Raw genomic sequence first — 17726 nt, forward strand, 5'->3', positions numbered from 1 at the left:
ATCCCGCGGTGATGCGGGAAACCGATGGCGCGGGCAGACTCTGTTCGTGGGCACGCAACGCGTCATGCGGGCAATTTGCCACGATGCAACAGGTCGTGCCAACCGTCGACAGAGGGCGGTGACCCGATTGTACCATGAGCCAGGGTGACCTAGGCGTGACGTCGGCCAGAGACCAGCACGGCCAGTACGCAAAAGCCCCGTCAGGTTCAAGCAACAAGCCCTAGCCAGCGCTCACGCTGACCATGTCGCGGAAAATCCGCCGGAACGGCGGCGGTTCCGTGCAGGCGCCCAGATACAGCCCCAGCGTGGCGAACAGCAGCATGCCGGCATCCGCGGCATCACTCGGATCGCCCGAACCGAATTGCGCCAGCCGCAAGGCCAGCATCAGCAGGATGATCGCGCGGTGTGGCCGCATCGACAGCCGCAGCGGATTGCCACTCGATTTGCCGCCAAAGCGCCGGAAGACCATGCGCAGACCGAGCAGCGCCAGCAGGCCAACCATCAGCATGGCCACGCGCAGGACCGACATGCCGGCATCCCAGGCGATTACCGCAACCGACAAGCCGTGGGCCCGCGCCAGGATCCAGCTCACCGACGCCAGGTCGAGGCAACAGCAAGCCGCCCGCGGACGATCGAGACCACACCGGTTGACGAACACGTTGGACAGCGGCTGGAACAGTCGGTCGATCAGCACATCGTCAAGCGGAGCGAACACCCTTCGCATACACCATCGACCTTCACGGAAGCGTGATCTTAGGCCATATCCGGCGCCGCGACGTCAAGCAAATCATAACAGATGCAGAGCGATTCCCACCGATGCGGCCGCTGCCGCCACGCCAACGATGCCGGCGCCGATCGACATTACACGAATCCGCGTCACCACCGAAACGGATGCGAGCACGATCGCCAGCTCCAGCGCGCCCACCGCGTATTCATAGCCGTGATAGCGATGGGCGTATTCGTCCCGTTCGGCCTCTCGCGCGTGGGCCTGGTCCGCCAACTGCTTCATGCCGTCAGCCGCCGGATCGTCGCGCATCCGCGCCGCATAGTCGCGTGCCTGCTCGATGCGGGCCTGGATCGCCGGGTCCGAAGCATTCGGCAGGCTTGCCAGCACCTCGGCCTCCGTTATTCGGATCACCGAGCGCTGGTTCTTGGCCTGGTAGAACGCCCAGTCGTTGGACAGGGCGATGTGTTCGGTGAGGTAGGCGTTCTGCGAGGTCTTCTGGCCAATCTCGGTCAGCGCCAGCACAGCGGCCAGCACGGAGACCAGCACCGCGACGCCGCGTGCCCAGCCGTCGCCGTGGTTGGCGTGCTCGTGAATGGTCTCGTGTGCCCGTTCGAGGGATTCGCTCACTCTGACTTCTCCTGTCGCCGCGTTTGCGGCAAGGTCGGCTGATCATCGCCGGAGAACCAGTCCATGAAAACAGCGGATGGCAAAGTCCTGGATGGCGTCCGCGTCGTCGATCTAAGCCGTGTCCTCGCCGGCCCGTATTGTGCGCAGCTTCTGGCCGATTTCGGCGCCGACGTCATCAAGGTCGAGGGCCCCGGCGGCGACGAGAACCGGGCCTGGCCGCCGCTCGGCCCCGGCGGAGACAGCGCCAACTTCGCCTCGGTCAACCGAGGCAAGCGCAGCCTGGTGCTGGACCTGAAGACGCCGGCGGCCCGCGACATCCTGCTGCGGCTGGCGGGCGAGGCCGACGTGCTGCTGCACAGCTTCCTGCCGGATACCGCCGCCCGCCTGGGCATCAGCCAGGAGCGGCTGCGCGCCGACAACCCCAGGCTGGTGGTCGCCACCATCTCCGGCTACGGCGCCAAGGGTCCACTGGCGGAGAAGCGCGGCTACGACCTGATGGTGCAGGCCTTCGCCGGCGTGATGTCGACCACCGGCCTGCCCGGCGGTCCGCCTCTGCGCTGCGGCCTGTCGTTCATCGACATGTCTACCGGGCTGTCGCTGTACGGCGGCATTGTAACGGCGCTGCTGGCGCGAACCGCGACGGGCCAGGGAACCTGGGTGCATGGATCGCTGCTGGAAACCGCGGTGGCGTTGCTGGGACATACCGCCGTCGCCTGGATGCAGGCCGGTGTGTTGCCGGAACCGCAAGGATCCGGGAGTTCACTGCTGGTGCCGTACCAGGCGTTCCGCTGCCAAGATGGCATCGTCCTGGCCGGCGCACCGAACGACGGAGCTTGGTTCCGTTTTTGTGACGCGCTGGGATGTGCGGAGCTGGCGGCCGATCCAAGGTTCCACGGCAATCTTGCCCGCGTGGCCAGCCGCGAAATCCTGATCCCGCTGCTGGAGCGCCGCTTCGCACTCGGGACCGTGGCGCATTGGCTGGAGCGGTTCGAGGCGCGCAGCGTCGCCTGCGCGCCGGTGCAGATGGTCGACCAGGTGATGCGCCATCCGCAGGTGGTCGCCAATGCCATGCGGGTGCGGGCGCACGACGTGGATGGTCTGGAGACCGATCTGGTCGGCACGCCGTTCAAGCTGGCGTGGGGTGGCGGTGTGGCGGCCAGTGCGGCACCTCGGTTGGGCGCGGACACCGCCGCTGTAATGGGGGACTGGCTGGGGCTGTCGGAGCGGGAACTCGGAACGTGGCGTCAGGCGGGGGCATTCGGCGGGTGATATGAACCGATAGGGTGTCGCAAAGCCGGCCGATCCGAGGCTCCCCCAAGGACACACCGGCGTCTGCCCATCATCACCGCATCTGGGTCCGGATTTAATGCGCTGATCGCCGTCACCGGTGTCCCGCCGATGTTCTCGCAGGAACCAGCGCCACTCAATGAGCGTTTCCGCAGCGAAAACAAGAGGAAGATGATGACGACTGAACTTGATCTGCTCGCCTGGGCGGTCGTGCTTGGCCTAGTCTGAACTTTACCGTCTTTTCGACGTAAGTCATTGATCCGACTCCGGACCCCACCTGCTTGCTGTCTACGCTGCCGTCAATTCGACCCCCAACAGACTGAGTGCGCGGCGCTGTATCGGCGTTGCGGTGGTCTGAACGGTAAGCATCTTCTGCCCTGCGAAGCAGACGGTGTTTCGGGCCAATGTTGCCAGATCGCCCAGCAGGGTGCGGAAGCTGTGCACCGGCTGGAGCTCGCCGCTAGCGTCCACCACGCGCTGCGTCGAGGCCTTGCGATAAGCCGCCTTGGAGACCTTGGCCTTGGCCACTGGCGACGTCCGCTCTGCTTCGGCCGACGCGCGGTCATGATCGTCGAACAACATCGGCGCCAGCGGCTGGCGCATATGCCACTCCAGGTAATACGCCAGCATGCACAGCAGGACATGCGCGCGTACCCGCGGCGCGGTCCAATGGAACACCGGCCGCAGGTCCAGATCGACGCTCTTGAGGCAGCGGAACGCGCGCTCTACCTGGGCCAAGGCTTTGTAGGCCCGCACGGTCCCGGCGGTATCGATCTGCTTGGCGGGGAGGTTGGTGCGCAGCACGTAAAAGCCATCGAACCTGGCTTCATCGGCGATCGCTTCGGCCTTGCGCGTGAAGTCAAATGCGGCGTCGGTGATGGTCAACGCGAAATGCTTGGCCATCTTGCGTTTGCCCAGGAGAGCGCCGACCGCGCGGCCGATGTCCCCAGCCCCGCGCAGAGGGTTCTTCGCGCGCGTCACCCGGGCCTGGATCTTGCTCAGGTCGGCCTCGGTCAGCGCCAGTAACGCGTCACGCTTGCGTTGGCGTTCCGCCGCCAGCAGCGGGTTCTGGCACACCACCAGCCGTTCGTCGGGATAATCCGGGCTGCTGATCTCAGCCATATCGCGGGTGTCGAACAGGGAGAATTGCAGCTGTCCGCCTTCCGCCAGTTGCCGGATCGCCGGGGCACGCAGCGCGGTGATCCAGTCTAGGCCGGCGGGGCGGAGGGCTTGTTCGATCCGTGCGGCGGTGAGCATGCCGCGGTCGCCGACCATCACCACGTGGCGCAGCCGCAAGCGCTGCTTCAGCTTGCTGATCTGCGCCGCGACGGTGGCCGGGTCGGCGGTGTTTCCCTCGAACACCTCGACCGCCACGGGGCAACCATCCGCGGCACACAGCAGGCCGATCACCAGTTGCGGCCGATCGCCACGGCTGTCGCGGCTGTAACCGTGGTGGGCCAGCGGACAGCAGCGGCCCTCGAGGTAGGTGGAGGTGACGTCGTAGAGCACCAGCGCGCCGTTCTTCAGATGGCGGCGGGCGAGTTGGTTTTCGATGAAGGCCTGCTCGCTGCCGAGCCAGTCGAGGGTGGTGTAGATTTCGCCGGCGGTAACGCAGCCAAGGCCGAGGCTTTCACCCAGCGAGTGGCTGGCGGTGGCGCTGTCGAGCATGCGCGCTGTCGCCAGCTTCGCCGCCGGGTCGAGCAGTCTGGCGACGATCAGCGCCAGCGCCAGGTCACGGCGGCGCGGCGGGGCGCGGCGCGGCAGCAGATCGTCGAGGCCGATGCGCCGTGCCACGCTCAGCGCCGCAAGCACGTGGCCATGCGGCAGCGAGCGGCGGATCTCGAAGCCGTTGTCACCAACCGGGGCGAGCGGGTCGCCACGCAGGGCAGCACGCAGAGTCTCGATGCGCTCGACCGGCAGCTTGGAGAGGTTGGCCAGCGTGCGGTTCTTGACCTTGCCGTCCTCGCGATAGGTTTGGCGCAGGAGGAAGGACGGTTTGGCGTTACGGTTTGGGACCTTGGCGATGTGCATGAGGCATGGAATCAAACCGGTTCGGCCTGTGTCAAGGAGAAATTCGCCAAATGCTTGACTACGTTCGTGGCACGTTTCCTTGGTAATCAACCGGATGGCTCAAAAACACAGCAAAGTTCGGCCTAGTGCATGCCGTGGCCACGGGTCAGTTCACCACGCTGCAGCACGGCTTGCGCTACGGCGTCAGCCCGCGCGACGAGCAAAAGCCGCTGACCGGCGTCGGTGCGCGGGTGCAGCGCGCCTTCGCCAACTACATGCAGACGTTCCCCTTCTTTGCCGCGGCTGTGCTGATGGCGCACGTGGCCGGCCGGCACAGTTGGCTGACGATCACCGGCGCGCAGCTCTACTTCTGGGCGCGGCTGATCTACGTGCCACTCTACGCCGCCGGCATTCCGGTTGTACGCACCCTTGCGTTCGTTATTGCTTTGATAGGGGTAGTGTTGATCCTCATCGCACTGACATAGGCCTCGGCCGCGGCAAGTCCTGCGGCGACAGGCCGAACTTCGGCACCTTGCCCCGAATCACCCGGCGGCCATGGGAACGGTTTCGATGGTATCTTGATCAGGGCACCCGCAGCTTGACGAGGCACAGCCCAGCCCTCGGCGTCATCACAGATCCCAGTCCAAGCTACCGTTCGCGCGTGCTACGCCGCCACATCGTGCTGACGCTTCGGATCGTAGTTCGCATCAGTCCAGGCAGTAACCCAGCTCTCGTAGGTGATCGGCTTCCACCGCTGTGGGTTGTCCGGTCCGGTGCAGGTCGGCAGACATTCGATGACGGTATCCAGGTGCGGCGCCAGGAAGAACGGGATGGCATAGCGATGTTGTCCCAACGGTGGTAACGCCCGGTGCGGCGTGGACAGGAAGCGTCCATTCGTCCAGCGCCGCATCATGTCGCCTGAATTCACCGCGAACGACCCAGGAATGGACGGCACATCGAGCCAGTCGCCGGATGGTGTCCGTACTTGCAGACCTGGAACATCAGACTGTGCCAGGAAGGTCATGAAGTTCGCGTCGGTGTGCGGTGCGATGCCGAACTGATTGGCATCCGCTTTCACTGGCGGATAATGCGACAGACGCAGCGTGAACTGACCGTCCACGAAGTGCGGCGGAAAGTAATCCGGCGGTAGATCCAACGACATCGCAATCGCGGGCAGCAGCCGGTTGGTAAAATCCTCCATCGCGGTCTGGTAGTTCAAGATGTGTTCGCGAAAGCCCGGCAAATCGGCCTCATGCGGCCACACATTGGCGCCGGCGAAGCGACGGCCGGAGCGGCGTAGTGCGCTATCAGGATCACGTTCACGCTTGATAAAGAATGCCTCGTTCAGGTCCGGCTTGTCGTTGTCGTTGACGTCAGAGGTCCAGACCGCATAGCGCCCCATTGCCATGTAGCCATTGTTGTGTGCGTTCATCTTGAGCCCAATCTTCCGGCCCATTGGCAGATCATGCAGACGCTCGGCTTCATCGAATGTCTGCCTGATCAATGCCGCCAGCACGTTATGTCCCGTCATTACGAAGAACCCTACATTCGTTAGGGCATCGTGTATGGCGCGCGAGGTTTGCCGCAGCGCACCCGGACGACCGGAGATGGTGTCGGCGACATCAATGATGGGAATGCCATGGGTCATGCGATCGCCCCTGATGTGGTTTCAATCAACGCTCACATAACCTAGAGGGCGGGTCAACCAGACTAGGCTCGATGGCTGCTGGTCGCCGCGTCAGCTTCAAACCAGGCCGATGTGATATAGCGACGTACGGCTGAACAGCGCCGCTAAGGACGCACTCTCCCGGATCGCATACCATCGCTTCCTCTGGTGCAAGTCTACGTATCCGGGACTGATGGTGTCATAGCCAATATCTTTCGCGTGGCCTGCTCGGCCTCCTCCGGCAGGTAACCCAGTCTCGCGAATGTATCAGCCAGCACCTGCTCTGGAGTCGCGTCGGCCGGCGCGGTCGACAGGATCGCCTGCAATGCGTCCCGTACTGCATCGGGAAGTTCGGGCGTCATAGCGGACAGTGCGCGTAACTGGTGCGGTAGATCAGCGGTCATTGGCGTTCTCCCTCAAACAGATCGTTACTTTGACGCTGCGAAATCGGCACGGACAGGCCTCTGGGGCCGGCTGCCCGGCGCTGACACGAAACCGGCGGGCGGGCTGAGCAGACCATTTCATGGAAGGCTGCCTCCTGCTATCGCGCCTGTCGAGATCAGGGGAGGTTACCCAGCGGGTGGCGCAACCGCCTCCAGCACGACCTCGAACGTAATGCACACTGGGTTCTGCCCGTGCTGCAGCCAACCCTCATGCACCATGCCCCTCATATCCACGACCAGCATGTCCAGCGCCGCTTGGCCGTTGCATATGCAACCTTCGCGGACCAGAACCTCGGTCGCGTGGTCGTCCACCTGACCGCCGCCGGCGAACCGGGCGCCGATCAGGCTGCCCAGGCTGCCGCGCACCACGGCGTCGGCGACGCGGTAGGTACTGGCGATCGTTTCGATGGCGGTCAGGATGTCCTGGTTCGGCTTGATCCGCGCGACAATGCCGCTCGCGTCGCGGAGGGGAATGCCGGACGGCTGGAACAACGGGAAATTGGTCTCCGCATCCGCCGCGGCCTCAATACGAACGTTCATAAAGCCCCAGCCTGTGGCCTCGGCGGTTGCCGCCAGGATCGTCTCGTGCGGCAGGATGTGGCCGCCGCGACGCCGCCCGTCCGGTTCGCTCCAGACGGCGTGGCAGTGCACGAAGGGCTTTCCATTGACCCAGCCGAACGTGGCATTGGCCCTCTCGATTCGACAGGTCCCAATCGGCGCGCGCGGCGCGCTGAACCAGGCGACATGAAAGGCATCATTGGCCGGACTGGGCACCACATAGTGGAACGGATCCAGATCGGCCGCCTGGAACGTGACCGTGGCGGACTGGAAGCCCGCGGCGACCAGCGGCGCGGTCAGCGCCGCGTTCAAGGTGGCGCCCGGCGTCAGGGCGAAATGCAGCCTGTGCGGCTTGCCCGGGATGCTGTCGATCCGCTTCGGATGGACCGGGCCTGGCTGCATCAATTGGCGCATCAGCGTCCTACCGCATAGCCTTGCATGCCGCGCGGGTTGGCGCCGGCGTACATCTGCCCGTCCGCTTCCAGCCGAGCGCCCGACAGGCGGCCTTCGGACCAATCCTCGCCCTTGCTGGCGTCGTGGCCGCGCATTCGCAGGTCGCTTAGAACGGCGTTGTCGAAACGACCTTCCAGCACCAGCTTGCCGGGCCGCGCGAGGCGCGGCCAGAAGCTGGACGGCCAGTGCTCTGAATGGAAGGACGGCGCGTCGATGGCCTGCTGGATGCCCATGCCGTGGTGCACCATGCGCAGGAAGAAGATCAGCGACCATTGGTCCTGCTGCTCGCCGCCCGGCGTGCCGAACGCCATCCAGGGTTTGCCCTCGCGCAGGGCAAAGCTCGGGGACAGCGTGGTGCGTGGGCGCTTGTTCGGCTGAAGGCTGTTCGGCAGGTTGGGCTTTAGCCAGAACATCTGGCCGCGCGTGCCCATCGGGAAGCCGAGCGCCGGGATCACCGGAGAGGATTGCAGCCAGCCGCCCGAGGGCGTGGCGCTGACCATGTTGCCGAAACGGTCGATTACATCGATGTGACAGGTATCGCCGCCGGTGGCGCCCAGGCCGGCGACGGTCGGCTCGCCGGTTCCGGCCATATTGCTGGCCAGCAGAGCCACCCGGGCGGAGGCGCCATGGTCGACGATCGGCGTATAGCCGGGGATCGTGCCGGGTCGAAGCTGCACCGACGCGGTGTCGTCGATCAGGGCACGGCGGGCGATATTGTAGTCGTCCGACAACAGCCCCTGCAGCGGTACAGTGACGAAATCCGGATCACCGTAGTAGGCTTCCCGGTCGGCATAGGCGAGTTTCGCCGCCTCGGTCACCTGATGCACGAAAGCCGCCCCGGTAAGGTCCAGCCCAGCGATATCCATGTCCTTCAGCAGTGCGAGCTGCTGCAGGAACACCGGTCCCTGGCTCCAGGCGCCGCATTTCAGCACGCTGTGGCCGTGATAGTCGTAGGTGATCGGGTCCTCGATCGTCGCCGACCATCGGGAAAGATCATCGGCCGTGAGCAAGCCGCGATGGCAACGGCCGCTGGTGTCCAGTATATCTGTCGCTTGGAAGAAACGACCAACCGCTTCGGCGATAAAGCCGCGATACCAGGCGTTGCGTGCGGCGTCTATGCGAGCTTCCCGCGTGGGACCGATCGATTCGCGGAGGACGCGTTCATAGGTGTCCGCCAAGGCCGGGCGAGCGAACAGGCTGCCGGGTGCCGGCACCTTGCCGTTGGGCAGGAAGACTGCGGCGGAGCTTGGCCAGGCGGTCTCGAACATTGGCTGCATGGTGGCGATCGCCGCGCTGATGCGAGGGACGATGTGGATGCCATTGCGGGCGTAGCCGATGGCGAAGGCCAGCACGTCGGGCAGCGCCCAGGTGCCCCAGTCGCGCAGCAGCAGGCACCACGCATCGAAGGCGCCCGGCACCACCGCCGGCAGCAGCCCAGTGCCGGGGATCAGGCCGAGATCGAGATCCTCGAACTTTGCGATCGTCGCGGCTTCGGGCGAGACTCCCTGGCCGCAGATTACATGCTGACGGCGGCTGGCGGCGCTGTGCAGGATGATCGGCGCGTCGCCGCCGGGACCGTTCAGGTGCGGTTCAGCGACATGTAACATGAAAGCCGCGGCGACGGCGGCATCGAAGGCATTGCCGCCGCGTTCCAGGACCGCCATACCGACCTGGCTGGCCAGCCAGTGCGTGCTGGCGACGACGCCGAATGTGCCGGCGATCTCGGGCCGTGTGGTGAACATGGCGGTGGGCTCCTGATGGGTTGCCGAACGGGGCTTTATCGACGGCAGGCTACCCTCGGCGTGCGGCCGGTCAATGGCTTTGGCGGAGGCTTTAGGCGGCGGAAGCCTGGGAGGCGCGATTTGGTGCTGGTACTGGTGGTTGGCCCAAGCGGAGCGGGGAAGGACACGCTGCTGGGGCTGGCGAAGCAAGCGCTAGGCGATAATCCGAGCTTCCGCTTCGTGCGCCGGGTGATCACGCGCCCGGCCGATGCGGGTGGGGAGGACCATGAAGCCGTCTCGGAAGCGGCATTCGCCGGCCGGGAGTTCGCATTGCATTGGCATGCGCACGGGCTTGATTATGGTATTCCCGCCAATATCGACGCAGATCTGGCGCGTGGTGTCGTGGTGGTCGCAAATGTCTCCCGTGGGGTGATCGCCGATGCCGCGTCACGCTTTCCGGTGCGGGTGATCGAGGTGACCGCGCCGCCCGACGTGCTTGCCAAGCGCCTGATGGCGCGTGGGCGGGAGACGGCAGCTGAAATAGCACGCCGGTTAGCGCGTTCCGTTCCGCTTCCAAGTCATGTCCCTGTCGATACGGTGGTGAACGATGCGACACCGGAGGCGGGTGGGGATCGGTTCATCGCGGCGCTTTGGGCTGGCTTGGGTCAATGATTAGGTTGGTAGGCGCTTGGCCTGGGTTTGCACAGGCATCAAGGGCCGCATTTTTGCTCGGCACCTTGACTTCATCGGCCGGTGGACGTCCGCATCATATCGAGCGAGGTTTCGGGGCGCCCGGATTTGCCGTCATGCGCGGTCTGAATCGAATGGCCAGTTCTGTTGCGAGCGGAACTTACCCCCACAGCCTTACCCGCTCCGCGATCTGGAACGGCGCGTCCGGCCCGACCTGGGTGAAAACGCACAGGTCCGTCACCCGCCGCCGCACATCCAGCGCCGGCGCGAACCAGGCTTCCGCCGCGGGCAGCAACACCGTCTTCTCCTGCTCCGACAGGCGGCGCGTCAGAGTCAGGTGAAAGAACCACGTGCCAAATACGTAAGGATAGCCCCAGCGCAGCAGCATCGCGTCCTGCTCGGCCGACAACCTGGCGGTCCGGCGGTGGGCCACTTCCGCCTCTGACGGCGGTGCACGGAACCCGTCGAGCTGTTTTACGCATACATCGGCCAATACCTGCAATTCGGGGCAGGGGATGGTCTCGCGCAAGGCCAGGAACCCGTGCAGATCGTTCACCGCCAGCCGGGGCAGGTCGAACGGTGCCAGACTCGCCGCGACGGCGCGAACCGCCGTCATCAACTCGCTCCAGGTCCGGTTTGGCGCTAGTCGCATGGGCGGCTTCAGCGTGGCATGAAATCCGTAGCGGCGGGGTTCGGCGGTGATTTCCTTGATGCCAGGCAGTCCCGGCTGTGGGACCGGCGCGCCGGTGACAGGATCACGACCGAGCCAGGTGGTCGCCAACGCGGTCAGCGGATCGTCGCGCAAGGGCGCATAGTAGATCGCGATCCGCGCGTCGCCGAAAGGCGGCGACCGCATCAGATCACACGATCCCCGGCGCACCAGACCTGGCGGACGATCGGCAGGCTCTCGAACAGCCGGATGCGCACCAGATCGGCGCGCAGGCCAGGCTCCAGCCGGCCGCGATCGGGCAAGCCGGCCATTCGCGCGGGATGTTCGGTCACCATGGCGATGGCGGCCGGCAGGCTGATCCCTCCCGCCCGCGCGCACAGGAACGCCGCTTCCACCAGGCTGCCGGGTACGTAGTCGGAGGCAAAGGCGTCCACCGCCCCCGCCCGCACCAGGTCAAGCGCCGACACGTTGCCAGAGTGCGAGCCGCCGCGAACGATGTTGGGCGCGCCGGCGATGACCTGCATCCCCGCGGCCTTGGCGGCGAGGGCGGCTTCCATGGTCACCGGAAACTCGCTGATGCGAATGCCGTCGGCGGCGTTCTCGGCGACCTCGTCGACCGTCCGGTCGTCGTGGCTGGCAAGTGCAATGGTCGTGCCGCGCACCCGGTCCAGCAGGGCGCGCCGGTTAGGGCCGCGCAGCCGCTGCCGCTGGTCCCGCAGTTCGACGATGCGGCGATCGACAGCGTCCCCATCCATGCCGCCGCGGCGGCGCATTTCGCGGTAGAAGTCGATGTTGGCATACTGGCCGACACCAGGGCTGTGATCCATCAGGCTGAGCATGCGGATCAGCGAATGGCTCGCCACCGGATCGAACAAATCCAGCGTGTCGGCCGCTGGCACCTCGCAGCGCAGGTGCAGAAAGTGGTCGGATTTCAGCAACCTGGCCTCGGTCAGCGCGTCCAGATCGACGACGCCATCCTGGAAGGTCTTGATGCGTTCCTTGTCAAAGCCAAGGTCGCCGAGACACAGTGCATCCAGCACCGTGGTAACACCGGCCGCGGCGCATTGCGCGTCGTGCGCCACCATGGCGGAGCGGGACGGCCAGCGCGCCAAGGTGCGCGGCTGCACCTGCCGCTCCAGGTTGTCGGTGTGCAGGTCGACCACGCCGGGGATCAGATAGTCGCCGCCGAGGTCGATTGCGCCCGGCGCATCCGACGACCCAGCCTGGATGTCGGCGATGGCGGTGCCGCGCAGGACAATGGAGCCGAGGAAGGTCTGGTCCGGCAGGACCAGGATGGCATTGGTCAGAAGCGTGTCCGGGATCATGCGGCGTCCTGGTAAGGTGTCATCGTGAACAGCCGGTCGGCGATCGCGTCCCGGACGTCCGCATCATGGCAGATCGCGACGATGGCTGTCCCGCGGGCTTTTGCCTGCCGCACCATATCGACCACCACCGCACTGTTTTCGGCGTCCAGGGAAGCGGTTGGTTCGTCCAGCAGCAGGATCGGATGACCGGCGATGAAGCCGCGCGCCAGATTGACCCGCTGCTGCTCACCGCCGGAGAAGGTGGCCGGTGGGATCGCGTGCAGGCGAGTAGCGATGTTCAGGCGCAGCAGCATGTGTCTTGCCTGGTCGCGTGCGGTTGGCGGGTGGATGCCGCGCGCCAGCAGGACCTCGGCCACCACGTCGAGCGCCGACACGCGCGGAACGACCCGCAGGAATTGGCTGACATAGCCCAGGGTTTCGTGACGGACGGCCAGGACGGCGCGCGGATCGGCGGCGGCGATGTTGATCATCTGGCCGTGGTGGCGGACCTCGATGATGCCGCTTTCGGCGCGATAGTTGGCGTACAGGCTGCGCAGCAGGGTGGATTTGCCGGCACCGGACGGGCCGGACAGCACGACGCACTCGCCGGCGTGGACATCCAGATCGACGCCGGACAGCACCGGCATCCGGATACCCCCGCGTAGGTGCAGGGTGAAGGTCTTGGTCAGCGCACGGGTGCGCAGCATGAGGGTCATGAACTGAATACCTATGCATTCAATACCGAACTGACCAGCAACTGCGTGTAGGGGTGGCGCGGATCGTCCAACACCTGGTCAGTCAGGCCGGTCTCGACGATCCGCCCCCGCTGCATCACCGCGATACGGTGCGCCAGCAGGCGGGCGACGGCGATGTCGTGGGTGACCAGCACCACGGCGATGTTCAGCCGGGTGACAAGAGACCGGATCAGGTCGAGCAATCGTGCCTGGACAGAAACGTCCAGGCCGCCGGTGGGTTCGTCCATGAACACCAGGCGTGGATGGGTGACCAGGGTGCGGGCGATCTGCAGCCGTTGCAGCATGCCGCCGGAGAACGTGCGCGGCAGGTGATCGATACGGTCGGCGTCGATCTCCACCTGCGCCAGCCAGTCCAGCGCGGTGCTGCGAATGGCCCCGTAGTTCCGCGCTCCCTGCGCCATCAGGCGTTCCCCCACGTTGCCGCCGGCGCTGACGCCCATGCGCAGGTTCTGTCGCGGGTCCTGGTGCACGAAACCCCAGTCGGAGCGATGCAGCGTCCGCAGTGCCGGCGCCGGCATGGCGTGCACATCGTGCAGGTGATCGACCGGGTCGCGATACCAGACGACGCCTCGGTCGGGCGGAAGGCGGCCGGACAGGACGTTCAGCAGCGTGGTCTTGCCGGAGCCCGACTCGCCGACGATCGCCAGCATCTCGCCGGGCCACAGGTCGACCGCCACATCGGCCAGCGCGGTAATGCCGCCGAAGGACAAGTTCAGCCCGCGGCCGGACAGGAGGGTTGGATCGGTCATCGAGGCTGGCTGCATCGTCGCCCTGTTCCACTCGGTCACTCCGCCGCCTCCCGCAGCCCGTCCGTGCCGATGTGTCCGCTCGCCCGCCGCTCCGCGCAGTGGTCGGTGTCGGAGCAGACGAACATTCGTCCGCCGCGGTCGTTGGTAACAATCTCGTCCAGATACGAATCCGTCGCTCCGCACAGCCCGCACGGATGCCGGGCGTTGATGGCGCGGAACGGATGGTCCTCGAACTCCAGAGATTTAACCCGTGTCCAGGGCGGAATAGCGTAGATGCGCTTTTCCCGTCCGGCGCCGAACAGTTGCAGTGCCGGCATCATGTCGAGCTTGGGATTGTCGAAGGCCGGGATCGGACTAGGCGACATCAGATAGCGCTGGTTCACCATCACCGGGTAGTCGTAGCTGATGGATATCTGGCCGTAACGGGCGATGTCCTCGTACAGCTTGACGTGCATTAGCCCATAGTCCGCCAGCCCGTGCATCCGCCGTGTTTCCTGCCGGCTAGGTTCCAGCTTGGACAGCGGCTCCGGCTGCGGCACTTGGTAGACAATGATCTGGTCTTCGCGAAGCGGCTTTTCGGGGATGCGGTGGCGGGTCTGGATCACCGTCGCCTCGGCCGTCGCGGTGGTCGTGCGCACGCCGGCGGTGCGGGCGAAGAAACGGCGGATGGATACCGCATTGGTGGTGTCGTCGGCACCTTGGTCGATCACCTTCAGCACATCGTCGGCGCCCAGGATCGAGGCCGTCACCTGGATGCCGCCGGTGCCCCAGCCGTACGGCAGCGGCATCTCGCGCGAGCCGAACGGTACCTGGTGGCCGGGGATCGCGACCGCCTTCAGCAGGCCGCGGCGGATCATGCGTTTTGTTTGTTCATCCAGATAAGCGAAATTGTAGCCTTTCATTCGGCTGCCTCCGCCTCGGCTGCCGCCCGCATGCGGCGGACGTTCTGCAGTTCGCTCTGGAAATCGACATAGTGCGGCAGCTTCAGGTGCTCGACGAAGCCGGTCGCCTCGATGTTGTCCGAGTGGTACAGCACGAATTCGATGTCCTGCGCGGGAGCGGTGACGTCTTCGCCGAGTTCCTCGGCGCGCAGCGCGCGGTCTACCAGCGCCATCGCCATGGCGCGGCGCTCACCAAAGCCGAACACCAGGCCGTAGCCGCGGGTGAACTGCGGCGGCACGGCTTTGGAGCCCTTGAACTGGTTGACCATCTGGCACTCGGTCAGCACCAGATCGCCGATGTCGATGCCGAAGCCGAGTTCGGCGGGTTCGATTTCCACCGAGACCGTTCCCATGCGGATTTCGCCGGCGAAAGGATGGGCGCCGCCGTAGCCGCGCTGGGTGGAGTAGCCAAGGCCGAGCAGAAAACCTTCGTCGCCGCGCGCGAGGGCTTGCAGGCGGATATCGCGGGCGGCCGGAAAGCTTAGCGGGTCGCGGGTCAGGTCGCCGGGTTCGCGGTCGGTGGTCTGATCCGGTTCCAGCAGGCCTTCGTTGCCGAGGATGTCGGGGACGCGGGGGGTGGGGACCCAGGCGGGTTCAATCGGCACGGTTAGCGAAAGGCCGCCATCCACGATTTTGACTGTATCACCGCCGTCAGGCGTGGATGGCGGGCCTTCGCCCGCCATGACGGGGGTGTGAGGCTTGGAAGAGATGTCGTCGGCTACCGTAACAGGGGTATGAGGCCTGGATGAGATGCCTTCGCCCGTCACGGCGTGAGGCGCGAGGCATGGTCCGCGCGCCGCTTCCGGCATGCACGCTTCCGACTCCATAAGCGAAAAATCCAGCAGCCTGTGGGTGTAGTCGTAGGTCGGGCCGAGCACCTGACCGCCGGGAAGGTCCTTGTAGATGGCTGATATGCGCCGCTCGATGTGCATCGCGGCGGTTTCCACCGGAGTGGCGTGGGCGAAGCGGGGCAGGGTGGTGCGGTAGGCGCGCAGCAGGAAGGCGGCCTCAATCAGGTCGCCCTGCGCCTGCTTGATCGCCAGCGCCGCCAGTTCGCGGTCGTACAGCGATCCCTCCGCCATCACCCGGTCCACGGCGCGACCCAACTGGTTCTCGATCTGCGCGATTGACAACGCCAGGGTGGCCGGATCGCCACGCCGCGCCTCGGCCAGCCAGGCGTGGGCGGCGTCGATCGCTTTCTCGCCGCCCTTGACCGCGACATAGGCCATTTCAGGCGTCCTTCACGGTAACGCTGCGCGGCAGGGCAGCGAGTTGACGGCCGGCGCACAGGATCAGGTCGATACCGCGCGGGAACAGCGCCTGGTTGGCTGCCCAGATCGCCGCGAAGTCGTGCGGCAGCCCGTCGACCGTCAGCACCGCCGGCTCCCGTAGGCCGGGGCCGGACAACCGCAGTTGTGCGCCGGCCGACAGCGAGGCGACCTGAAGGATGACCGTGGCCGCGGTTTCCGGCGCCTCATCCGTTCCAGCCGACAGGCCGGCCAGATCCGGTAATGCCAGCGTCAGCACGAACAGCGCCCGCGCAAGCGTCCGCGTGATCGGTGCACCGGTATGGAACGCGATCCAGCCACACGCCGCATGAGCGTTCGGATCGAGCCAGAGCGGCGTCTCCTGATCCACCAAGGTCAGCAGCATGGCGGCGGCGGCGTCATCCAGCGGCGCAGGGGCGGCGACGCCTGGCATCGGGTGCACCTGCCCAGGGCGCGCCATCGCATCCAGCACCGCGCGGAAGCAGGCCTGTGCGTCGGCGACCGGTTCGGCAAAGCCGGCGGATAGGTTATCGCTCATGCGCGGGTTGTCTGCATGGCGAAGAACTGCACGCGGGTGGCGGCGGCCTTGCCGGTGCGGTCCGCCCGCGCCGCGGTCTGGGCCTGTTCCAGCGGCAGGATCACGCGCGCCTCCAGGTCCTCGGTCCATTCGGCATCCAGCATCAGCGCATCCACCAGGGCAGCCAGTTCCGCCTGCCGCATGTCCCGGCCGGCAACATAGGCGTGGCCGATCCGGCCGGTGGCAGTGCGGACCGTGCAGCGCGTCACTGTCATCTCCCCCAAGTTGAACGCCGCCCCGCCACCGCCGGCCCGACCGCGCACCATCACCAGGCCAGCTTCTGGACCCCGCAAGATGGCATGGTCCGGCAATGCGGCGCAGCCAGCCAGCAAGGCATCGATCCGCTCGGCCGGCGCCCTCGCCAGAACGGACATCCAGCGGCGGCGGCCAGGGTAGGGGTGTTCGACGCGATGATTCATGCGAACCGCAAGTTGTTTAGACATCTAGACAGGTAGAGCCGCACAAGTCTATCGTCAACTACCTTTTCGCGGCATGACGAATGGCATTGGATGAAACATCGATGAATGTGGCGGATGACAGTCTGACCCATCCGGTGCTGCGCCAGGACGGCATCGCGCTGTGGCGGCAGATCGCCAACCGGGTGCAGCAGGACATCGCCTCCGGTGCCAGGAAGCCCGGCGAGCAGCTTCCCACCGAGGCGGAATTGTCGGCCGGCTTCGGTGTCAACCGCCACACCGTGCGGCGCGCGTTGGAGGAGCTCTCGCGCGATGGGCTGGTGCGGGTGGAGCAGGGGCGCGGCAGCTTCGTGGCCGAGGATGTGCTGGATTACGCCGTGGAGGCGCGGACCCGGTTCTCCGAATGGATCCGCAAGCACAACAAGGAACCCTCCGGCCAGGTTCTGCAACTGCGGGAGATTGCGGCGGAGCCGCGCCTCGCCGCTAGCCTGAACGTCAGTGCCGGCAGCCGCGTCGTGCTACTGGAACGTCTTGGTTTCGCCGATGACCGGCCTGTCGGCCTCACCCGCCACTATTTCCCGGCGCTTCGGTTGAACGGCATCCTGGAGGCGCTGCGGGCATCGCCCCGCATCACGGAGGCGCTGCGTACGGTCGGCGTGGACGACTACCTGCGTCAGCAGACGCGGGTTACGGCACGGCTGCCGACCCAGGTGGAGGCTGATCGGCTGCGCATGGCGCGCAACCGGCCGGTGCTGGTGACGGAGAACATCAACGTGGACCACGCCGGCACGATCGTGGAATTCGCCACCGGCTGTTATCCCACGCCGCGCGTGCAAATCGTTTTCGAACCTTGAGGGGCCTTGT

At 65.9% G+C, this 17726-nt stretch carries 19 protein-coding genes; 4 read left to right on the forward strand and 15 right to left on the reverse strand.

What is annotated here, in order from left to right:
• Positions 1–220 precede the first annotated feature (220 nt).
• Together ACQY4S_RS00055 and ACQY4S_RS00060 are read right to left on the reverse strand one after the other, a co-directional pair.
• Complete coding sequence (locus ACQY4S_RS00055) at positions 221–715, reverse strand: hypothetical protein (RefSeq protein WP_428483121.1); 495 nt, start codon at positions 713–715, stop codon at positions 221–223.
• Positions 716–787: 72 nt separating this feature from the next.
• A complete protein-coding gene (locus tag ACQY4S_RS00060) occupies positions 788–1354 on the reverse strand; it encodes a DUF4337 family protein (protein WP_428483122.1) in 567 nt (188 codons plus the stop codon).
• Positions 1355–1417: 63 nt separating this feature from the next.
• Between ACQY4S_RS00060 and ACQY4S_RS00065 the strand changes: the two genes are divergently transcribed.
• Positions 1418–2623, forward strand: a complete 1206-nt coding sequence (locus ACQY4S_RS00065) for a CaiB/BaiF CoA transferase family protein (RefSeq protein WP_428483123.1) — start codon at positions 1418–1420, stop codon at positions 2621–2623.
• Positions 2624–2929: 306 nt separating this feature from the next.
• On the opposite strand, the gene ACQY4S_RS00070 is transcribed toward ACQY4S_RS00065, so the two are convergent.
• The gene (locus tag ACQY4S_RS00070; RefSeq protein ID WP_428483124.1) at positions 2930–4672 is read right to left on the reverse strand and encodes an IS1634 family transposase; all 1743 of its coding nucleotides are present in this window, start codon (positions 4670–4672) and stop codon (positions 2930–2932) included.
• Positions 4673–4797: 125 nt separating this feature from the next.
• Here ACQY4S_RS00070 and ACQY4S_RS00075 point away from each other — a divergent pair, with 125 nt between their 5' ends.
• Positions 4798–5136, forward strand: a complete 339-nt coding sequence (locus tag ACQY4S_RS00075) for an MAPEG family protein (RefSeq protein ID WP_428483125.1) — start codon at positions 4798–4800, stop codon at positions 5134–5136.
• A 179-nt stretch (positions 5137–5315) separates the two neighbouring features.
• Here ACQY4S_RS00075 and ACQY4S_RS00080 read toward each other — a convergent pair whose 3' ends face one another.
• The 4 genes from ACQY4S_RS00080 to ACQY4S_RS00095 all read right to left on the reverse strand — a co-directional run bounded on the left by ACQY4S_RS00080 (position 5316) and on the right by ACQY4S_RS00095 (position 9513).
• Entirely contained in the window at positions 5316–6299 is a 984-nt protein-coding gene (locus tag ACQY4S_RS00080) for an isopenicillin N synthase family dioxygenase (protein WP_428483126.1), read from the reverse strand.
• A 194-nt stretch (positions 6300–6493) separates the two neighbouring features.
• Positions 6494–6721, reverse strand: coding sequence for a hypothetical protein (locus ACQY4S_RS00085; RefSeq protein WP_428483127.1), 228 nt, complete (start codon positions 6719–6721; stop codon positions 6494–6496).
• Between the two features lie 165 nt (positions 6722–6886).
• On the reverse strand, positions 6887–7732 hold the full coding sequence (locus ACQY4S_RS00090; RefSeq protein ID WP_428483128.1) for a PCC domain-containing protein: 846 nt from the start codon (positions 7730–7732) through the stop codon (positions 6887–6889).
• Positions 7732–9513: a gamma-glutamyltransferase family protein gene (locus ACQY4S_RS00095; RefSeq protein WP_428483129.1), complete on the reverse strand. Its 1782-nt coding sequence runs from the start codon at positions 9511–9513 to the stop codon at positions 7732–7734. The genes ACQY4S_RS00090 and ACQY4S_RS00095 overlap by 1 nt, the downstream gene beginning before the upstream one ends.
• A gap of 123 nt (positions 9514–9636) precedes the next feature.
• Here ACQY4S_RS00095 and phnN point away from each other — a divergent pair, with 123 nt between their 5' ends.
• A complete protein-coding gene (phnN, locus tag ACQY4S_RS00100; protein ID WP_428483130.1) occupies positions 9637–10164 on the forward strand; it encodes a phosphonate metabolism protein/1,5-bisphosphokinase (PRPP-forming) PhnN in 528 nt (175 codons plus the stop codon).
• A gap of 178 nt (positions 10165–10342) precedes the next feature.
• Here the strand turns inward: phnN and ACQY4S_RS00105 are convergent, their stop codons facing one another.
• From ACQY4S_RS00105 to phnG, 8 genes are read right to left on the reverse strand one after another with little or no spacing between them, the layout of a single operon-like run.
• Complete coding sequence (locus ACQY4S_RS00105; protein ID WP_428483131.1) at positions 10343–11038, reverse strand: DUF1045 domain-containing protein; 696 nt, start codon at positions 11036–11038, stop codon at positions 10343–10345.
• Entirely contained in the window at positions 11038–12177 is a 1140-nt protein-coding gene (locus ACQY4S_RS00110) for an alpha-D-ribose 1-methylphosphonate 5-triphosphate diphosphatase (RefSeq protein ID WP_428483132.1), read from the reverse strand. Before ACQY4S_RS00110 ends, ACQY4S_RS00105 begins: the two co-directional genes overlap by 1 nt.
• Positions 12174–12872 carry a phosphonate C-P lyase system protein PhnL gene (gene phnL, locus ACQY4S_RS00115; RefSeq protein WP_428483133.1) on the reverse strand — a complete coding sequence of 233 codons (699 nt, stop codon included), beginning with the start codon at positions 12870–12872 and terminating at the stop codon, positions 12174–12176. The genes ACQY4S_RS00110 and phnL overlap by 4 nt, the downstream gene beginning before the upstream one ends.
• An 11-nt stretch (positions 12873–12883) precedes the next feature.
• Complete coding sequence (gene phnK, locus ACQY4S_RS00120) at positions 12884–13660, reverse strand: phosphonate C-P lyase system protein PhnK (protein ID WP_428483134.1); 777 nt, start codon at positions 13658–13660, stop codon at positions 12884–12886.
• A gap of 35 nt (positions 13661–13695) precedes the next feature.
• Entirely contained in the window at positions 13696–14562 is an 867-nt protein-coding gene (locus ACQY4S_RS00125) for an alpha-D-ribose 1-methylphosphonate 5-phosphate C-P-lyase PhnJ (RefSeq protein ID WP_428483135.1), read from the reverse strand.
• Complete coding sequence (locus ACQY4S_RS00130) at positions 14559–15830, reverse strand: carbon-phosphorus lyase complex subunit PhnI (protein ID WP_428483136.1); 1272 nt, start codon at positions 15828–15830, stop codon at positions 14559–14561. Before ACQY4S_RS00130 ends, ACQY4S_RS00125 begins: the two co-directional genes overlap by 4 nt.
• A gap of 1 nt (position 15831) precedes the next feature.
• On the reverse strand, positions 15832–16407 hold the full coding sequence (gene phnH, locus ACQY4S_RS00135) for a phosphonate C-P lyase system protein PhnH (protein WP_428483137.1): 576 nt from the start codon (positions 16405–16407) through the stop codon (positions 15832–15834).
• Positions 16404–16865 (reverse strand): phosphonate C-P lyase system protein PhnG, encoded by a 462-nt coding sequence (gene phnG, locus ACQY4S_RS00140; RefSeq protein WP_428483138.1) that lies wholly within the window; start codon positions 16863–16865, stop codon positions 16404–16406. Before phnG ends, phnH begins: the two co-directional genes overlap by 4 nt.
• A gap of 101 nt (positions 16866–16966) precedes the next feature.
• Between phnG and phnF the strand changes: the two genes are divergently transcribed.
• Positions 16967–17716, forward strand: a complete 750-nt coding sequence (gene phnF / locus ACQY4S_RS00145; RefSeq protein WP_428483139.1) for a phosphonate metabolism transcriptional regulator PhnF — start codon at positions 16967–16969, stop codon at positions 17714–17716.
• Positions 17717–17726: the final 10 nt, after the last annotated feature.

It is taken from the genome of Rhodopila sp., assembly GCF_965276935.1.
GTDB lineage: Bacteria > Pseudomonadota > Alphaproteobacteria > Acetobacterales > Acetobacteraceae > Rhodopila.